Raw genomic sequence first — 15365 nt, 5'->3', positions numbered from 1 at the left:
GTTGGTCGAGCACCCGCCCAACACCTGTCCACACCCGGGTTTCGGGAATCTGGAAAAAATCGGTTGTTCGTGAACCTGTTGATTTTTGCTCGTTCACCTTGGGATCACGGTTCAGGTCCTGGCTCCTGGCACACGAAATCGGGGCACATTCGGCACAGGGCACAACCCCCCTAAGGGGGTTGTGTCCCTGTGGCCAAGGCTGTGCTTGCCGGGGTTGCACAAGTGGCACTTGTGCCGCACTTGTGCCAACCATGTTTGCAAAAAATTGCATGCAAATTTCTCCCTATTCGCGGTTATCTGCGCGTTCGTTTGGCACAAGTGCCACTTGTGCCGCTACGGTGCCACTTGTGCCGATCTCGCCCTGAGGTGGCACAAGTGGCACATCTGCATGGTTTGCGTGTTGTGCCAGCAAAACACGGCCGTTCACGATAGTGAGGTGGCCGCCGGCGATGAGTTGCTCCTGCGCGCGTTGGGCCAAGAACTGCCGCCGGTCGCGCTTGCCCTCTTCCTTAGGCATCTCGTTCACCACGGCATCCACCAGCTCGCTTGGGGTCGCACCATCGGCCAGGTCGGCAAGGGTCGTCGCCACCCTGAGAACCACCTGCTGCCACACGCCCTTAGGGGGCGCCTTCCGTTGAGCCGCAGGCACCGCCTGGCGGGCGCGGAGCACACAGCTCGTCACCGCCTCCCCGTCCGCGTCCTGGCCTAACGTCACCACGTCGAGCTCGAAGGGGTATTCGTCGCCCTCACCCATTCCGTCCTTCAACTTGGTGACACGGGCCGCGCGGTACTCACCTGAGCGATCAACCGTGATCTCTGCGTCCATGGCCCCCTTCACACCGGACCAGCCCCGCATGCCCCGATCGCTGTCCTTGCCGCTGTGGGCAATCAGCAGCACCGTGGCGCCCGTGGCCTTGTGCAACGCGCGGCAGTGGGCCAGCGCGCGGCCCATGTCCTGACCGCTGTTCTCGTCACCTCCGGCCGTCACCTGGGCCCAGGTGTCGAGGCAGATGACCCCCGGCATAACGGGTAGCGCGCGCAGGGCCGCGAGCAGGTCGCGCACGTCCGCGCGTTCCAAGACGTTCGGTGCATCCCCCAGTACGTGAAGGGGCACGGACGCTAGATCTACGCCGCGGTATTCGGCATAGGCTTGCAAACGCCCGCGGAAGCCGCTGGCCCCTTCCGCGCACACATAGGCCACGGCGCCTTGCGTCACGCGGCGCTCGCGCCAAGGCACACCTTGGGCGATAGCCATGAGCACGTCCACGGCAAAGAAGGTCTTGCCGCTGCCAGACTCGCCGACGACAGCCGCCAGCTCCGCGCGCGGCAGCAGGCCTTTGATCCAGTAGCCCAAGGGCTCGCCTGTGCTGAACTCGGCAGCCTGCTGAAACTGAAAACGCAAAGGCTTCCCCAACTTGCCCATCGCCTCATGCACAGTCGCCCCGCCGGCCGCCTCGGCGGTCACATCCTCGAAGTCGTCGGCCGTAGCCACGCGGCCCTGCTCGCCCTTGGGCTTGGCCTTGATGCAGTGCTCGCGCCAGAGGTACAGCAGCGCGCGGTCGGGGTCCTGGCGGCGGTGGTCGAGCGCCACCTCCATCGCGTGCGGGCTGGCGGCCAGGAGGCTGAACACCTCGTCGTCCGGCAAACCGCACTGGAACAGCGCCACAGCCGCCGCGTGAAGCTCGCGCGAACGGTCGCCCCGGGTGTCGCCCTCGAGCAGGAAGTCGCGCGCGGCATACGGTAGTGCTCGACAGCGCGGCCGAATTCGACCTCGACTCAGACGACATCCGCAAGCTAGGCGAGGCCGTGATTTTCAGCGCCAGCAACACCGCCGAACTGCTTTCCGCCATCGGCGAAGCAGGCTACGACAACGCGGCCGCGCTGAAGGCCGACCTGCAGCTGGCAGAGAAGTTCTCCGCCCTCGCCAGCGATGCCGGCGACGTGTTCACACGCCTTTCCGAGTTGGCCGCCGCAACGAACGAATCCACCGACGAAACCGCAACAGCATAGGAGCCCCTCCCCATGTTCCCAATCACGATCACCATCCACAGCCAGGACCAGTTCGACCTAGTCGCCGCTGCGCTCAACGGCCAAGCCAAGAGCCCCGCGCCCGCCCCAAAGCCTGCAGCAGCCTCCGGGGCTGCGCCTGGCCAAGCTACTGCCAAGGTGCAGGAGGTCGCTGCGCCCGAGAAGACGGCCAGCGCGCCCAACCCCGCTGCCGAGTCTGTGGTGGGCCAACAGCAGGCCTCGACTGCTGCGACTGACGCCAAACACTTGACTTACGAGGACGTGAAGCCGCTGATTCTCGAGCTGACCAAGGCTAAAGGTCGTGAAGTCGCCGCCGGCGCCCTGGCGAAGTTCGGCGCCGCCAAAGGCCCCGAGCTCAAGCCTGAACAGTTCGCAGAGTTCGTGGCCCACGCCAAGAACCTGCTTGTGGAAGGCGCGTTGGCATGAGCACGCACGCAGTCCTCTCTCCGTCCAGCGCCGCGCGCTGGATGGCCTGCCCGGGCAGCGTGGCCGCTTGTGAGGGCCTGCCAGACAAGTCCAGCGACTTCGCGGACGAGGGCTCCGACGCACACGAACTAGCCGCACTCTGCCTCGCCGACGGCAGCAACGCCGAATCGCGCATCGGCCAGACCATGGGCAAGGGCCACACGGTGGGCCTCGACATGGCCACCAACGTGCAGGCCTACCTCGACTACGTGCGCGACGTGGTGAGCAGCACGGGCGGCGACCTGCTGGTCGAGCAGCGCCTGCCCATCGACCACATCACCGGCGAGCCGGGCGCCCACGGCACGGCCGACGCCGTGGTGTTGGCGGGCGATGAGCTGATCGTGATCGACCTGAAGTACGGCCGCGGCGTCCCGGTGGACGCCGATCACAACCCGCAGTTGCAGATCTACGCGCTGGCCGCGCTGCGCGAGTTCGAGGCTCTGGGCGACTTCACCTCGGCTCGCCTGGTGATTCACCAGCCCCGGCTCAACGCGGTGAGCGAATGGCCCACGCCCATCGCTGATCTTGAGGCCTTCGGCCGCCAGGCCGCCGAGGCAGCCGCCGTCACGCGAGAAGGCCAGGCCCCCCTGCAAGCTGGCGAGAAACAGTGCAAGTTTTGCCGCGCCAAGGCGAACTGCCCCGCGCTCGCCGCGCGCGTGCAGGAGGAAGTCGGCGCGAGCTTCGACGAGATCGCCGTGAGCGGCACCGCCCAGGTGATCGAGCCCATCAAGTCCGGAAGCTCGGACGACCTGGCGCGCGCGCTGGCAGCAGCAGACCTCATCGAGCAGTGGCTGAAGGCCGTTCGCGGCGAGGTGGAGACTCGCCTGCTTGCGGGCCAGGCCGTTCCCGGCTGGAAGCTGGTGCAAGGCAAGAAGGGCAACCGCCAGTGGACCTCGAAGGAAGAGGCCGAGGCAGCTCTCAAGGCCATGCGCGTCAAGCACGACCAGATGTACGACTACAGCCTGATCAGCCCCACCACGGCCGAAAAGCTGCAGAAGGCCGAGGTGATCGGCCCCCGCCAGTGGCCCAAGCTGGCCGCCCTGATCACCCAGGCCGAGGGCAAGCCCAGCGTGGCGCCCGAAACCGACAAGCGCCCGGCCCTGGTGCTGGGCGCTGTTGCCGACGACTTCGAGCACGTTGACGCCGTGTGCGACCTCGCTTGACCCACCACCCGAAAGACCATCATGAAACTGAAACTGACGAACGTGCGCCTCGCCTTCCCCGCCCTGTTCGAGGCCAAGACTGTCAACGGCGAAGGCAAGCCTGCATTCAGTGCTGCGCTGCTGATCGACCCTGCCGACCCGCAGGTCAAGACGATCAATGCGGCGATTGACGCCTGCGCAAAGGACAAGTGGGGAGCAAAGGCCGAGGTGTACCTCAAGCAGATGCGCGCCGCCGACAAGGTGTGCCTGCACGACGGCGACCTCAAGGCCAGCTACGACGGCTTCCCGGGCAACTTGTACATCAGTGCGCGCAGCGAGGTGCGCCCCACGGTGCTGAACACCGACAAGAGCCCGCTCGTAGCCGCTGACGGGAAGCCCTATGCGGGTTGCTACGTGAACGCGGTGCTCGACCTCTGGGCCCAGGACAACAAGTACGGCAAGCGCGTGAACGCTTCCCTGTCTGGCGTGCAGTTCTTCCGTGACGGCGACTCGTTCAGCGGCGCAAGCGCAGCCAGCGCGGATGACTTCGACGACGTGACAGAAGGTGCCACGGCCGACGACCTCGCCTGATCGTTCCTCGGGCCGACGGCCTGAGGGTGTTTCGACCGGTCCGCGCACGCGGGCCACTCAAAGCACGGAGAAGACCAGATGACCATCATTCCCAAAGAAAAAGTCCGCGAGGCCTACGAGCGCGCGCTGAGCCTGCATGGTGAACCCGAAGCGGCTGAAGCCGCCGTGGCGCAAGCACTGGCCCTGCCCGTGGAAGCCGTTGCCGAGTGCGTGCGCGAGGCGGTGGCGTAGTGCTCACTCCCCAGTTCATCCTCCCGCTGGCTGCCAAGCTGGTGATCGACCTGTTCGCCGGCGGTGGCGGCGCCAGCACGGGCATTGAGCAGGCCATCGGCCGGCATGTGGACGTGGCCATCAACCACGATGCCGACGCCATCGGCATGCACGAGATCAACCACCCGCAGACGCGCCACTACCGCGCTGATGTGCGGGAGGTGGATCCGCTGGCGGTCACGCGCGGCATGCGCGTGGGCCTGCTGCACGCATCGCCCGACTGCACCCACCACAGCCAGGCCCTGGGCGGCCAGCCGCGCAGCCAGGAAATCCGCTCGCTCGCATGGGTGGTGCATCGCTGGGTCGGCAAGACCAAGCCCGATGTCATCACGCTGGAGAACGTCGAGCAGATGCTGCAGCGGTCCCCGCTTGTGGCGAAGCGCGATCCGACCACTGGCCGCGTCATCACGCTGGACAAGTTGATCGACCCAGCCACGGGCAAGGCCACCTACCGCGTGGCCAACCCGGGCGAAGTCGTGCCGCGGCACAACCAGTTCCTGGTGCCGTGCAAGAAGCGCATGGGCCACAACTGGCGCCGGTTCGTTGAAGGCCTGCGCGCAATGGGCTACAAGGTCGAGTGGCGCGTGATCTGCAATGCCACCCTGGGCGCGCACAGTACCCGCACGCGGCTCTACATGATCGCGCGCTGCGATGGATTGCCCATCGTGTGGCCCGAGCAGACGCACGCTCGCAAGCCCGTTGGCACGCTCCAGAAGTTCCGCCCCGCGTCGGACTGCATCGACTGGAGCATCGCCGGGGCAAGCATCTTCGGGCGCAAGAAGGAACTGGCCCAGGCCACCATGAGGCGCATTGCCTACGGCCTGCAGAAGTTCGTGTTGGAGAGCGATGACCCGTTCATCGCGCCAGGCGCGACCGCGCACTTCATCACCAAGTTCAACACCGGCTCCACGGGCTGCGATATGCGCGATCCCGTGCCAACCGTGACTGCAGGCGGCAAGCCTGCAAGGCCAGGAACAGGCACCACCATTGGCCTGATCACCGCACATCTGGTGCAAACCGGCTACGGCGAACGCGATGGGCAGGCACCCCGCGCCCTGGACCTGGGCGCGCCACTAGGCACCGTGGTTGCCGGTGGCGGGAAACACGCCATTGCCTCTGCCTACCTCGTGCAGGCCGGCCACGGCGAAGGAAAGGACGGCGGCAAGCGCTGGAGCTACGGCGTCAACGACATCACGGGAGCCATGGGCACCGTGACTGCCAGCGGAGGCGGCCAGAGCCTGGCGACGGCGTTCATGGTGCAGGCGAATGGCGGGCACAACACCGTGCATGCGCGCGACCTGCGCGACGGCGTGTCCACGATCACCACCTCAGGCAGCCAGCAGCAGCTGGCAGTGGCCCACCTGGCAACCCTGCGCCACCACAGCACGGGCCGGGATCTGCGCGAACCGCTGGCGACTGTGGCCGCTGGCGGTAAGCATCACGCGCTGATCCAGTACCAGCTGAGCCAGGAGGACGAGGCCGGCGCCCTGCGCTGCGCGGCGTTCCTCATGCGCTACCACGCCAGCGGCGGCCAGTGGGCGGACCTGCGCGACCCGATGACCACCATCACGACGCACGACCGCCTGGCGCTCGTGACCGTGTGGCTCAAGGGCGAACCGTGGGTGATCGTGGACATCACGCTGCGCATGCTTGTGCCGCGCGAGCTCTACAACGCCCAGGACTTTCCGCCCACCTACGTGATCGACCGCACCGCAAGCGGGAAGCCGCTCACGAAGACAGCCCAGGTGCGCATGGCCGGCAACGGCGTGAGCCCGCTGCCAATGCGCCTGATCGTGGCCGCCAACTACTCGGAGGCCGCTGAGTTGCGGAAAGCAGCATGAAACTCTGGCTCGACCTCGAAACCTACAGCGAAGTGCCGATCACCCACGGCACGCACGTTTACGCCGCCGCAGCCGAAGTGATGCTGTTCGCCTGGGCCGTGGACGACGGCCCAGTCTCTGTTTGGGACTGCACCACCAACACGAACGGCGTCGTGCGTGTGCCTATCGATCTGCTTGAAGCATTGGAAGACCCTGCGGTCGAAATCTGGGCGCACAACAGCCACTTCGACCGCACGGTGCTGCAGCACGCCGCGCCATGCAAGGCGGCCCACGCCGCAGCCCAGGACGTTGAGCGCTGGCGCGACACCATGGTGCAGGCGCTGGTGCACGGACTGCCTGGCTCCCTGGGTGCGCTGTGCGAGGTGCTGCAGGTGCCCGTCGATCAGGCCAAGGACAAGGCCGGCAAGCAGCTGATCCAGCTTTTCTGCAAGCCCCGGCCCAAGAACAGCAAGATTCGCCGCGCCACCCGCGAGACGCACCCCGTGGAGTGGGCACGCTTCGTCGAATACGCCGCCCTCGACATCAACGCCATGCGCGAGGTGCACAAGCGCCTGCCCGTATGGAACTACAAGGGCGCCGAACTGGCGCTGTGGCACCTCGATCAGAAGATCAACGACCGCGGCGTCGCGGTCGATCTGGAACTGGTGCACGCCGCCATCGCCTCGGTAGAGCACGCGCAACAGGCGCTGGCCGAGCGCACGCAGGAGCTGACCGCCGGCCAGGTGGAAAGCACCACGAAGCGCGACAAGCTGCTGGCGTTTGTGCTGGAGGAGCACGGCGTGGATCTGCCCGACACGCAGATGGCGACGCTGGAGCGCCGCATCGCTGACCCTGACCTACCGCCCGCGCTGCGCGAACTGCTTGGCATCCGCCTGCAGGCCAGCACCTCCAGCACGGCCAAATACAAGACCCTGGCGCGCGCCACCAGCGCCGACGGCCGGCTGCGCGGCACGCTGCAGTTCTCGGGCGCCAGCCGTACCCGGCGCTGGGCCGGGCGCCTGTTCCAGCCGCAGAACCTGCCCCGGCCTGTGCTGGAGCAGGAGGACATTGACCTGGGCATCGACGCGATGAAGTCGCGCTGCGCGGACCTGCTCTATGGCAACGTCATGGAGTTGGCCAGCTCAGCCATCCGCGGCACGCTGGTGGCGCGGCCCGGCTGCAAGCTGGTGATCGCCGACCTCTCGAACATCGAGGGCCGCGATCAGGCATGGCTGGCGGGCGAGCAGTGGAAGCTCCAGGCCTTCCGCGACTTCGACACCGGCACGGGCCCCGACCTCTACAAGCTGGCCTACGGCAAGTCGTTCGGCGTGAAGCCCGACGACGTGACCAAGGATCAGCGCCAGGTCGGCAAGGTGCAGGAGCTGGCCCTGGGCTATGAGGGCGGCGTGGGCGCGTTCGTGACATTCGCAGCCGCCTACGGCATCGACCTGGAGGCCCTGGCCAAACAAGCCGCGCGCGCCATTCCGCCGGAGACGATGGGCCAAGCGCACATCATGCTGCAGTGGCACCGCGACCAAGGCCGCAACCCACCCCACGACCTGGGTCTGTCCGATCTGGCATGGTTGGTGTGCGAGTCGTTCAAGCTAGGCTGGCGCAGCGCGCACAAGGCCATCGCCAGCCTATGGGGCGAGTTGCAGGCGGGCGTAACACAGGCCATCGAGTGGCCCAGCCAGACGGTGCACATCGGCATGCTCAAGGCCCGGCGCGACGGCAACTGGCTGCGCATCGGCCTCCCTTCGGGCAACGTCATGTGCTACCCGTCGCCCCAGGTGGTGGGCGGCCAGATCACGTACGCGGGCAACAACCAGTACAGCCGCAAGTGGTCGCGCCTGAAGACCTATGGCGGCAAGCTTTTCGAGAACGTCTGCCAGAGCGTCGCGCGCGACGTGATGGCCCACAACATGCCTGCCATCGAGGCCGCCGGCTACCAAATCGTGCTCACGGTGCACGACGAAGTGATCACCGAGGCGCCCAACACCAGCGACTACAGCGCCGCGCACCTGGCCGGCCTGCTCGCAGCAAACCCGCCCTGGGCGCCCGACATGCCGCTGGCGGCAGCGGGCTTCGAGACTGATCGGTATAAGAAAGATTAATTAAATTTATTAGATATAACCAACATCATGTCCTTCGTTTGCTTCTCGTATTCTTCTAGCTCTTCGATTCCGCCAGCAAGCTTAATTTGATCATCAGCCCAACGCACGCCGATTTTTAGCAAATCCAATGCGTACTGCACGGACTTAATAGTCTCCTCTTTATTTTCCAGCGACATCCCCGGGCATCCCGAGTCAAGCGCCAAAAAAACGTATCCGCCCTCAACTTTACGAATAAATTTCAACCGACTTTTCTGGGATGCCTTCTCCACATTGAACAAGACACCCACAAGCGCCACCCTCACCAACTCGGCAACAGTAGAAGCTGCGGGAAGGGCTAATTGGTTTATGGCATTTTGCTCAAGCGGAGCAAGGCAGCCTCGAACTGTGCTAGCCACAAGACTTAACTCGGCCGGCCTAACGTCATCATATTTTTTCAAAATCGAAATTATGGCTTTTGAATTTTTTCCACAAGTATCAAAAATAGTTCTAAAGAGCAAGAAAGATGAAATCGATGCTTTCCTCTGAGCCTCAGCCTCTATCCGCCTACTTTCTTCTTGCCGTCGAAAGTACTGTTCTTTTGCCAACCGGAAACCAGCCCAAATAGCAGCGATAGAGCCGAATGCTTGAACCCAACTCGCAACCACATTTAAATCCGAAAACAGCAGCTTACTCAGAGCCAATGCAATATAGAACAAAGACATTGTTCCAAGCGCAAGGGACCACACAGCAATAAATCTTTCGAATCGCCCCCATTTTTCGAACAACATACTCCACTCTCCAACATGACTGAACCAAAGATTATCCGTGAGCGCAAAGTAGAAGTTGCTCTGGTCAAGCGTGTGGAAGCCGCTGGTGGCCTGGCATGGAAGTTCACCAGCCCCGGACGGCGCGGTGTGCCCGACCGTGTGGTGATGCTGCCCGGCCGCGCGCCCGAGTTCGTGGAGCTCAAGCGCAAGGGGCAGCGCCCGCGCCCCGAGCAGGTACGCCAACATGAGCGCATGCGCGCGGCCGGCGCCGCGGTGCACGTCATTGACGACGAGGCCGGCATCGAGCGGCTGCTGGGGGCGCACCATGCGTAAGTCGAACCACGAAGCCATTCGCAAGCTGCTGCGGGGTACGGACGGCGCATCCTGTTCTGAGCTGGAGCAGCAAATTGGCGTCGATTCGGGCAACCTGGTGCGCTCGCTGCGCAGCATGCCCGACGCCTACATCGACCGCTGGCAGCCCGCGCGCAACGGTTCGAAGAGGTTCGTCGCGGTCTGGTGCGTGGTGGATGTGCCTGAAGACTGCCCTCACCCGGAGGCCCCGTGACCCCGCGCAAGCACTTCACTGCCCGCCCCTATGGGCACCTGATCACCAATCACATCCTGTCACACGACCGCTGCGCGATCTGGGCAGGCATGGGCATGGGCAAAACCGTGAGCACGCTGAACGCAATCGACGCCCTGCAGCTGGTCGAGGACGACCCTGTGCTCGTGGTCGCCCCGCTGCGCGTGGCGCGCACCACCTGGCCCGACGAGGTCCGCAAGTGGGAGCACCTGCGCGGCCTGGTCGTGATGCCCATCGTGGGTAGCGAGCCCGAGCGGCTGCAGGCCCTTCGCACGCCCGCCAGCGTCTACACGGTCAACTACGAGAACCTGCCATGGTTGGTGGCCCAGTGGGGCGACCGTTGGCCTTACCGCACCGTGGTGCTGGACGAGGCCACGAAGGTCAAGGGGTTCCGGCTTCGCCAGGGCACCCAGCGCGCGAAGGCACTGGCCCAGGTGGCGCACAGCCGCGTGCGGCGCCTCGTGGAACTGACCGGCACGCCCAGCCCCAACGGGCTGCAGGATCTCTGGGGCCAAGCCTGGTTCATCGACAAGGGCCAGCGCCTGGGGCGCACCTACTCCGCCTTCAGCCAGCGGTGGTTCCAGACTTCGCACGATGGCTACGGCTCCACGCCGTTGGACCACGCCCAGCGCGAAATCCAGGACCTGATGCGGGACGTGTGTCTCACGGTGGACGCCAAGGACTGGTTTGACCTGCGCGAGCCCATCGTGAACAACATCTTTGTGGACCTGCCCATGCAGGCGCGCAAGCACTACCGCGAGATGGAGAAGGCCATGTTCACGGAGATCGAGAACCACCAGGTGGAGGCCTTCAACGCTGCAGCGCGCACCATAAAGTGCCTGCAGATCGCCAACGGCGCGGCCTACGTTGGCGAAGGCAACGACACCTGGAAGGAGCTGCACGACGCGAAGCTGCAGGCCCTGGACAGCATCGTGGAGGAGGCCGGCGGCGCGCCAGTGCTGGTGGCCTACCACTTCAAAAGCGACCTCGCGCGCCTGCAACGCGCCTTCCCTGATGGCCTGCTGCTGTCCACCGATGACGGGCTACGCGCGGCGCAGGCAGGCAAAGGCCGAATCTGGTTCGGCCATCCGGCCAGCATGGGTCACGGCGTGGACGGCCTGCAGCAGCACTGCAACATCCTGGCCTTCTTCGGCCACTGGTGGAACCTGGAGGAACGCCTGCAGATGATCGAGCGTGTCGGGCCCACCCGCCAGATGCAGGCCGGCCATGACCGCCCGGTGTTCATCCACAGCATAGTGGCGCGCGACACGGTAGACGAGCTGGTCATGCAACGCATTGACACGAAGCGTGAGGTTCAAGACCTGCTGCTGGAATCCATGAAAGCAAGGAGGACGCACTGATGGCCGACTTTGCGCGATGGGACCGGGAGACTCTGGAGCGCCTGGCCGCCGAGCTCGCCGACGAAAACCGCGGGCTGCGCGCGGACCTGCGCGCCGCACTGGATGCATACCGCGCGCTGGTGCGCGCGCAAGAGAAGGAACACCACCATGTTGGTTGATGCCCCTGCCACTCCTTTTCTGACGGCGGCCGAGGTAGATGAGCTGTGCGCGCCGCTCACCCAACGGCACGCCCAGATGCGCCGCCTTTGCGCCCTGCTGGGGGTGGACAATTTGCCGCGCCGACCTGACGGCCTACCGCTGGTGGGTCGTCGGATGATCGAGGAGCGTCTGAACCAGGCCGGCACATACAAGGCTCCGGCCGGCTTCAACTGGAGTAGATGATGGGGCGAAAACGAGATCGCGCATCCGGCTTCGGCCTGCTGCCCCGGATGGAAGCACGACCCTGGAGTGACGGCAAGACAGTCAGCTACCGCTACCACCCCGTGGGCGGCAAGCCGATCGCGCTGGGCACGGACAAGCGCGCCGCCATCCAGAAGGTGCTGGACCTGAATGGCACGAGCAGCGACACCGGCACGGTGCAGGAGTTGTGGCGGGCCTATCAGGATATGCCACAGTGGAAGCGTCTGGGCGTGCGCACGAAGTCAGACTACGAGGTCTACAGCGTGAAGCTGCTCGAGGTGATGGGGAAGGTGTCAGCGCGGCTTATCCGACCAGCAGACGTTGCGCGCTACCTGCGCGTGGAGCGCGCCGACGCGCCAGTGCGCGCAAACCGGGAAGTTGCTCTGCTGTCCAACCTGATGAACGTGGCTGTGGAGCGCGGCGACATTGACGCCAACCCCTGCAAGCAGGTCAAGCGCAATCAGGAGCGGCCACGCACCGAGGCGCCCGAGCCGGCCGAGCTGTCCAAGTTCATCGATTGGCTACAAGACCAGGGCGGACAACGCCGGGTGATCGCCCTGATGGCCGAGTTCGCCGCTTTGGCGGGCTCGCGTCGCATCGAGTTCATTCACCTGACCCTGCCACAGATTGACGACGACGGCGAGGTGATCCGGCTCATGCGCGCGAAGCAACACGGCGGCGCAAAGCGTGTGGAGAACGTGCTGATCTCGCAAGCCATGGAGGGCTTGGTGCGCCGGCTCCGCGCGCTGCCGCGGCCTGAAGGCTGCCTGCATGTGTTCGTCACCAGGGATGGCAACCCGTACACCGATAGCGGATTCTCTTCAACGTGGCAACGAGCAATGACCAAGGCGCTGAAGGACAAGGTGGCGCCCCGCCGCTTCACGTTCCACGACCTGCGGGCCTACTACACAACCCAGCATAAGGCGCAGTACGGGGCCCTACCCGAACTGCACGCGGACACGAACACCACAGCCAAGGTGTACGACCGCTCGCGGGTGTCGGTGCGCAAGGGGCTCTGATCGCGCCCGTTTTCACGGGAAGGCAGCTCAGCAAAGCCGCGCTGAGCGACCGTCAGGAGAACGTGAAAATTCCCACGAATCGGCCCGAGAACCGCATGGATGCTAGATTGAAGGCTGGACTCTTAATCCGTTGGTCGAGTGTTCGAGTCACTCAGGGCCCACCACAAATACAAAACCCGCTATCGCAAAGATAGCGGGTTTTTTTGTTTTCCAGGCCGGCGGAATATCGCTCCGCCTGCGCGTGGCGGCACCTCCAGGAGATGCCTCCTTCCCAAGGCCCAGAACCAGTTGCCGCGGTTCATTCTTGGCCGGCATGCGCCTAGCATTCACCGCGCATGCGTCCTCGATGCGCCCCCTCTCGGGGTTCGATGTCACCGCATCTGGAGACCTGTCGCACCGGGATAGCTGCTGCGGGGGGGCGCGGAATCACTGCCCCCGCCCACAAGAACAGACGCGACTCCGACAGCACACGCCAGCAGCGTGACGGCCACCACTGCCGTAACGGCGTGTGCAGATGGCGCAAACACCTCATATTCAACCAGCAGAGTGCGCCGTCGCCAAGCGCCATAGACAATGGTCACCCCTGACGCAGCCAATAGCACAAAGCCCAAGGCAGTGATAGGCGCATCCCTGACCGTCCAACCCGAGCGCAGCGCCAGCAGGGCATTGACCAGCATTGCCAAGCCCGTACGGCTCCAGGCCAGTGCCGTGCGCTCGGCCTGCAAGCCTGGGTCCCGAGGCCGCCGCTGGCCCACCTCACGCCGACTCATGTCTGTGCCGACAAAAGAAGCACGATCACCGCGGAGATGCCCAGCGTGACCGCAGAGATCAGCGGGATTGCGAGTGTTCCCGGCAATGGGCGTGCATGGCGCATCGCAATTTCATTGGCGCGCCAGCGCGCATAGGCCAGAGCACACAGCACGGCAGCCACTGCGCCGAGCGTGACCGACAGGGAAGCAACCAGCAGGTACGAGCCCAGCTTGGTGGGCAACTGCGCCAGTAGCACACCACCAGCCAACAGCGCCAGTGCCGTGCGAATCCAAGCGAGGAAAGTACGCTCATTCGCCAGAGAGAAGCGGTAGTCGGGCTCCACCCCTTCCTGCCGCCACTTGGGTTCGCGCATCTCTAGGCTCCTTGTTGCAAAACCAGTTCCGGCACGGCCGCGAACAGGTCTGCCTCCAGCCCGTAGTCCGCCACCGAGAAGATCGGCGCCTCCGGGTCCTTGTTGATCGCCACGATCACCTTGCTGTCCTTCATCCCCGCCAGGTGCTGGATCGCCCCCGAGATGCCGCACGCGATGTACAGCTGCGGCGCCACGATCTTGCCCGTCTGCCCCACCTGCAGGTCGTTCGGCGCGTAGCCCGCGTCCACCGCCGCCCGGCTCGCGCCAATGGCCGCGCCCAGCTTGTCGGCCAGCGGCGTGATCACTTCCTGGAACTTCTCCGCACTGCCCAGCGCACGCCCGCCCGAGACGATGATCTTGGCCGCCGTGAGTTCGGGGCGGTCGCTCTTGGTCACTTCGCGGCCCACGAAGCTGCTCTTGCCGCTGTCGGCCGCCGCAGCCACGGTCTCCACCGCGGCGCTGCCGCCCATGGCGGGCGCGGCGTCAAAGCCGGTGCCGCGCACGGTGATGACCTTGACGGTATCTGCGCTTTGCACGGTGGCGATGGCGTTGCCGGCGTAGATGGGGCGCTCGAAGGTGTCGGGGCTCACCACCTTGGTGATGTCGCTGATCTGCGCCACGTCCAGTTTGGCCGCCACGCGCGGCGCGACGTTCTTGCCGCTGGCGGTGGCCGGGAACAGGATGTGGCTGTAGTTGCCGGCGATGGCCAGCACCTGGGCGGCGAGGTTTTCCGCCAGGCCGTCCTTCAGGGCGGCGCCGTCGGCGTGGATGACTTTGGCGACGCCGGCGATCTGCGCGGCGGCCTGGGCGGCGGCGCCGGCGCCTTCGCCGGCCACCAGCACGTGCACGTCTGCGCCGCATGCGGCGGCCGCGGTGACGGTGTTGAGGGTGGCGGCCTTGAGGCTGGCGTTGTCGTGTTCTGCAATGACGAGTGCGGTCATGTTCTGTTCTCCTTCGTGCCGTGCCTTAGATGACCTTGGCTTCGTTCTTGAGCTTGTCCACCAGGGTGGCCACGTCGGGCACCTTCACGCCGGCGCCGCGCTTGGCCGGCTCAACCACGCTCAGCGTCTTCAGCCGCGGGGCCACGTCAACGCCCAGCTCTTCGGGCTTGACGGTGTCCAGCTGCTTTTTCTTGGCCTTCATGATGTTGGGCAGCGTGACGTAGCGCGGCTCGTTCAGGCGCAGGTCGGTCGTCACCACGGCCGGCAGGGCGAGCTGCACGGTTTCCAGGCCGCCGTCGACTTCGCGGGTGACGCTGGCCTTGCCGTCCGCCACTTCGACCTTGGAGGCGAAGGTGGCCTGGGGCAGGTCTGCCAGCGCGGCCAGCATCTGGCCGGTCTGGTTGGCGTCGTCGTCGATGGCTTGCTTGCCCAGGATGATGAGGCTGGGCTGTTCCTTGTCCACCAGCGCCTTGAGCAGCTTGGCCACGGCCAGGGGCTGCAGTTCGGCATCGGTCTCCACCAGGATGCCGCGGTCCGCGCCAATGGCCATCGCCGTGCGCAGCGTCTCCTGGCACTGCGCCACGCCGCAGCTGACGGCGATGACTTCGGTGGCAATGCCCTTTTCCTTCAGGCGTACGGCCTCTTCGACGGCAATCTCGTCAAAGGGGTTCATGCTCATCTTCACGTTCGCGATGTCTACGCCCGTGTTGTCCGATTTCACTCGGACCTTCACGTTGTAGTCCACCACGCGTTTGACGGGGAC

Annotated in this window: 19 protein-coding genes; 13 read left to right on the top strand and 6 right to left on the bottom strand. The window is 65.2% G+C overall.

All coding sequences use genetic code 11. The annotated features are described in order from the left end of the window. Positions 1-283: 283 nt before the first annotated feature. Positions 284-1666 carry an AAA family ATPase gene (locus tag BP68_RS11205; RefSeq protein ID WP_496371698.1) on the bottom strand — a complete coding sequence of 461 codons (1383 nt, stop codon included), beginning with the start codon at positions 1664-1666 and terminating at the stop codon, positions 284-286. Between the two features lie 77 nt (positions 1667-1743). On the opposite strand from BP68_RS11205, the gene BP68_RS11200 reads away from it, so the two are divergent. The 7 genes from BP68_RS11200 (at position 1744) to BP68_RS11170 (ending at position 8430) form a co-directional block, all read left to right on the top strand. Beyond that, positions 1744-2010, top strand: a complete 267-nt coding sequence (locus BP68_RS11200; protein ID WP_496371696.1) for a hypothetical protein — start codon at positions 1744-1746, stop codon at positions 2008-2010. 12 nt (positions 2011-2022) lie between these two features. Continuing rightward, positions 2023-2454 (top strand): hypothetical protein, encoded by a 432-nt coding sequence (locus BP68_RS11195; protein WP_496371694.1) that lies wholly within the window; start codon positions 2023-2025, stop codon positions 2452-2454. Beyond that, positions 2451-3656: a DUF2800 domain-containing protein gene (locus tag BP68_RS11190; protein ID WP_496371692.1), complete on the top strand. Its 1206-nt coding sequence runs from the start codon at positions 2451-2453 to the stop codon at positions 3654-3656. The genes BP68_RS11195 and BP68_RS11190 overlap by 4 nt, the downstream gene beginning before the upstream one ends. Positions 3657-3677: 21 nt before the next feature. Continuing rightward, on the top strand, positions 3678-4226 hold the full coding sequence (locus BP68_RS11185) for a DUF2815 family protein (RefSeq protein ID WP_496371690.1): 549 nt from the start codon (positions 3678-3680) through the stop codon (positions 4224-4226). 78 nt (positions 4227-4304) lie between these two features. Beyond that, positions 4305-4457, top strand: a complete 153-nt coding sequence (locus BP68_RS11180; protein ID WP_496371688.1) for a hypothetical protein — start codon at positions 4305-4307, stop codon at positions 4455-4457. Further along, positions 4457-6337 (top strand): DNA cytosine methyltransferase, encoded by a 1881-nt coding sequence (locus BP68_RS11175; protein WP_496371686.1) that lies wholly within the window; start codon positions 4457-4459, stop codon positions 6335-6337. The genes BP68_RS11180 and BP68_RS11175 overlap by 1 nt, the downstream gene beginning before the upstream one ends. After that, positions 6334-8430, top strand: a complete 2097-nt coding sequence (locus BP68_RS11170; RefSeq protein ID WP_496371684.1) for a DNA polymerase family A protein — start codon at positions 6334-6336, stop codon at positions 8428-8430. Before BP68_RS11175 ends, BP68_RS11170 begins: the two co-directional genes overlap by 4 nt. Here the strand turns inward: BP68_RS11170 and BP68_RS11165 are convergent. Further along, complete coding sequence (locus BP68_RS11165; RefSeq protein WP_496371682.1) at positions 8427-9197, bottom strand: hypothetical protein; 771 nt, start codon at positions 9195-9197, stop codon at positions 8427-8429. The genes BP68_RS11170 and BP68_RS11165 overlap by 4 nt on opposite strands. 15 nt (positions 9198-9212) lie before the next feature. Here BP68_RS11165 and BP68_RS11160 point away from each other — a divergent pair, with 15 nt between their 5' ends. The 6 genes from BP68_RS11160 to BP68_RS11135 are packed head-to-tail and all read left to right on the top strand — an operon-like array spanning position 9213 to position 12538. Continuing rightward, positions 9213-9509: a PDDEXK family nuclease gene (locus tag BP68_RS11160; RefSeq protein ID WP_496371680.1), complete on the top strand. Its 297-nt coding sequence runs from the start codon at positions 9213-9215 to the stop codon at positions 9507-9509. Further along, positions 9502-9741, top strand: coding sequence for a hypothetical protein (locus tag BP68_RS11155; protein ID WP_496371678.1), 240 nt, complete (start codon positions 9502-9504; stop codon positions 9739-9741). The genes BP68_RS11160 and BP68_RS11155 overlap by 8 nt, the downstream gene beginning before the upstream one ends. Continuing rightward, complete coding sequence (locus BP68_RS11150; RefSeq protein ID WP_496371676.1) at positions 9738-11120, top strand: SNF2-related protein; 1383 nt, start codon at positions 9738-9740, stop codon at positions 11118-11120. Before BP68_RS11155 ends, BP68_RS11150 begins: the two co-directional genes overlap by 4 nt. Then, positions 11120-11278 (top strand): hypothetical protein, encoded by a 159-nt coding sequence (locus BP68_RS11145; protein ID WP_496371674.1) that lies wholly within the window; start codon positions 11120-11122, stop codon positions 11276-11278. The genes BP68_RS11150 and BP68_RS11145 overlap by 1 nt, the downstream gene beginning before the upstream one ends. After that, complete coding sequence (locus BP68_RS11140; RefSeq protein ID WP_496371672.1) at positions 11268-11501, top strand: hypothetical protein; 234 nt, start codon at positions 11268-11270, stop codon at positions 11499-11501. Before BP68_RS11145 ends, BP68_RS11140 begins: the two co-directional genes overlap by 11 nt. Continuing rightward, complete coding sequence (locus tag BP68_RS11135; protein WP_496371670.1) at positions 11501-12538, top strand: tyrosine-type recombinase/integrase; 1038 nt, start codon at positions 11501-11503, stop codon at positions 12536-12538. The genes BP68_RS11140 and BP68_RS11135 overlap by 1 nt, the downstream gene beginning before the upstream one ends. A 371-nt stretch (positions 12539-12909) precedes the next feature. On the opposite strand, the gene BP68_RS11130 is transcribed toward BP68_RS11135, so the two are convergent. The 4 genes from BP68_RS11130 to BP68_RS11115 form a co-directional block, all read right to left on the bottom strand. Next, positions 12910-13308, bottom strand: a complete 399-nt coding sequence (locus tag BP68_RS11130) for a DUF202 domain-containing protein (protein ID WP_496371668.1) — start codon at positions 13306-13308, stop codon at positions 12910-12912. Continuing rightward, positions 13305-13661, bottom strand: a complete 357-nt coding sequence (locus BP68_RS11125; RefSeq protein WP_496371666.1) for a YidH family protein — start codon at positions 13659-13661, stop codon at positions 13305-13307. Before BP68_RS11125 ends, BP68_RS11130 begins: the two co-directional genes overlap by 4 nt. 2 nt (positions 13662-13663) lie before the next feature. Then, positions 13664-14602: an electron transfer flavoprotein subunit alpha/FixB family protein gene (locus BP68_RS11120; protein WP_496371664.1), complete on the bottom strand. Its 939-nt coding sequence runs from the start codon at positions 14600-14602 to the stop codon at positions 13664-13666. 25 nt (positions 14603-14627) lie between these two features. After that, positions 14628-15365 (bottom strand): electron transfer flavoprotein subunit beta/FixA family protein (locus BP68_RS11115; RefSeq protein WP_496371662.1); only part of this gene is annotated, 738 nt, incomplete at its 5' end.

It is taken from the genome of Diaphorobacter oryzae DSM 22780, from assembly GCF_059568935.1.
Note: the sequence above shows the minus strand (reverse complement) of the source record. Positions and strands in the feature narration are given on the sequence as shown.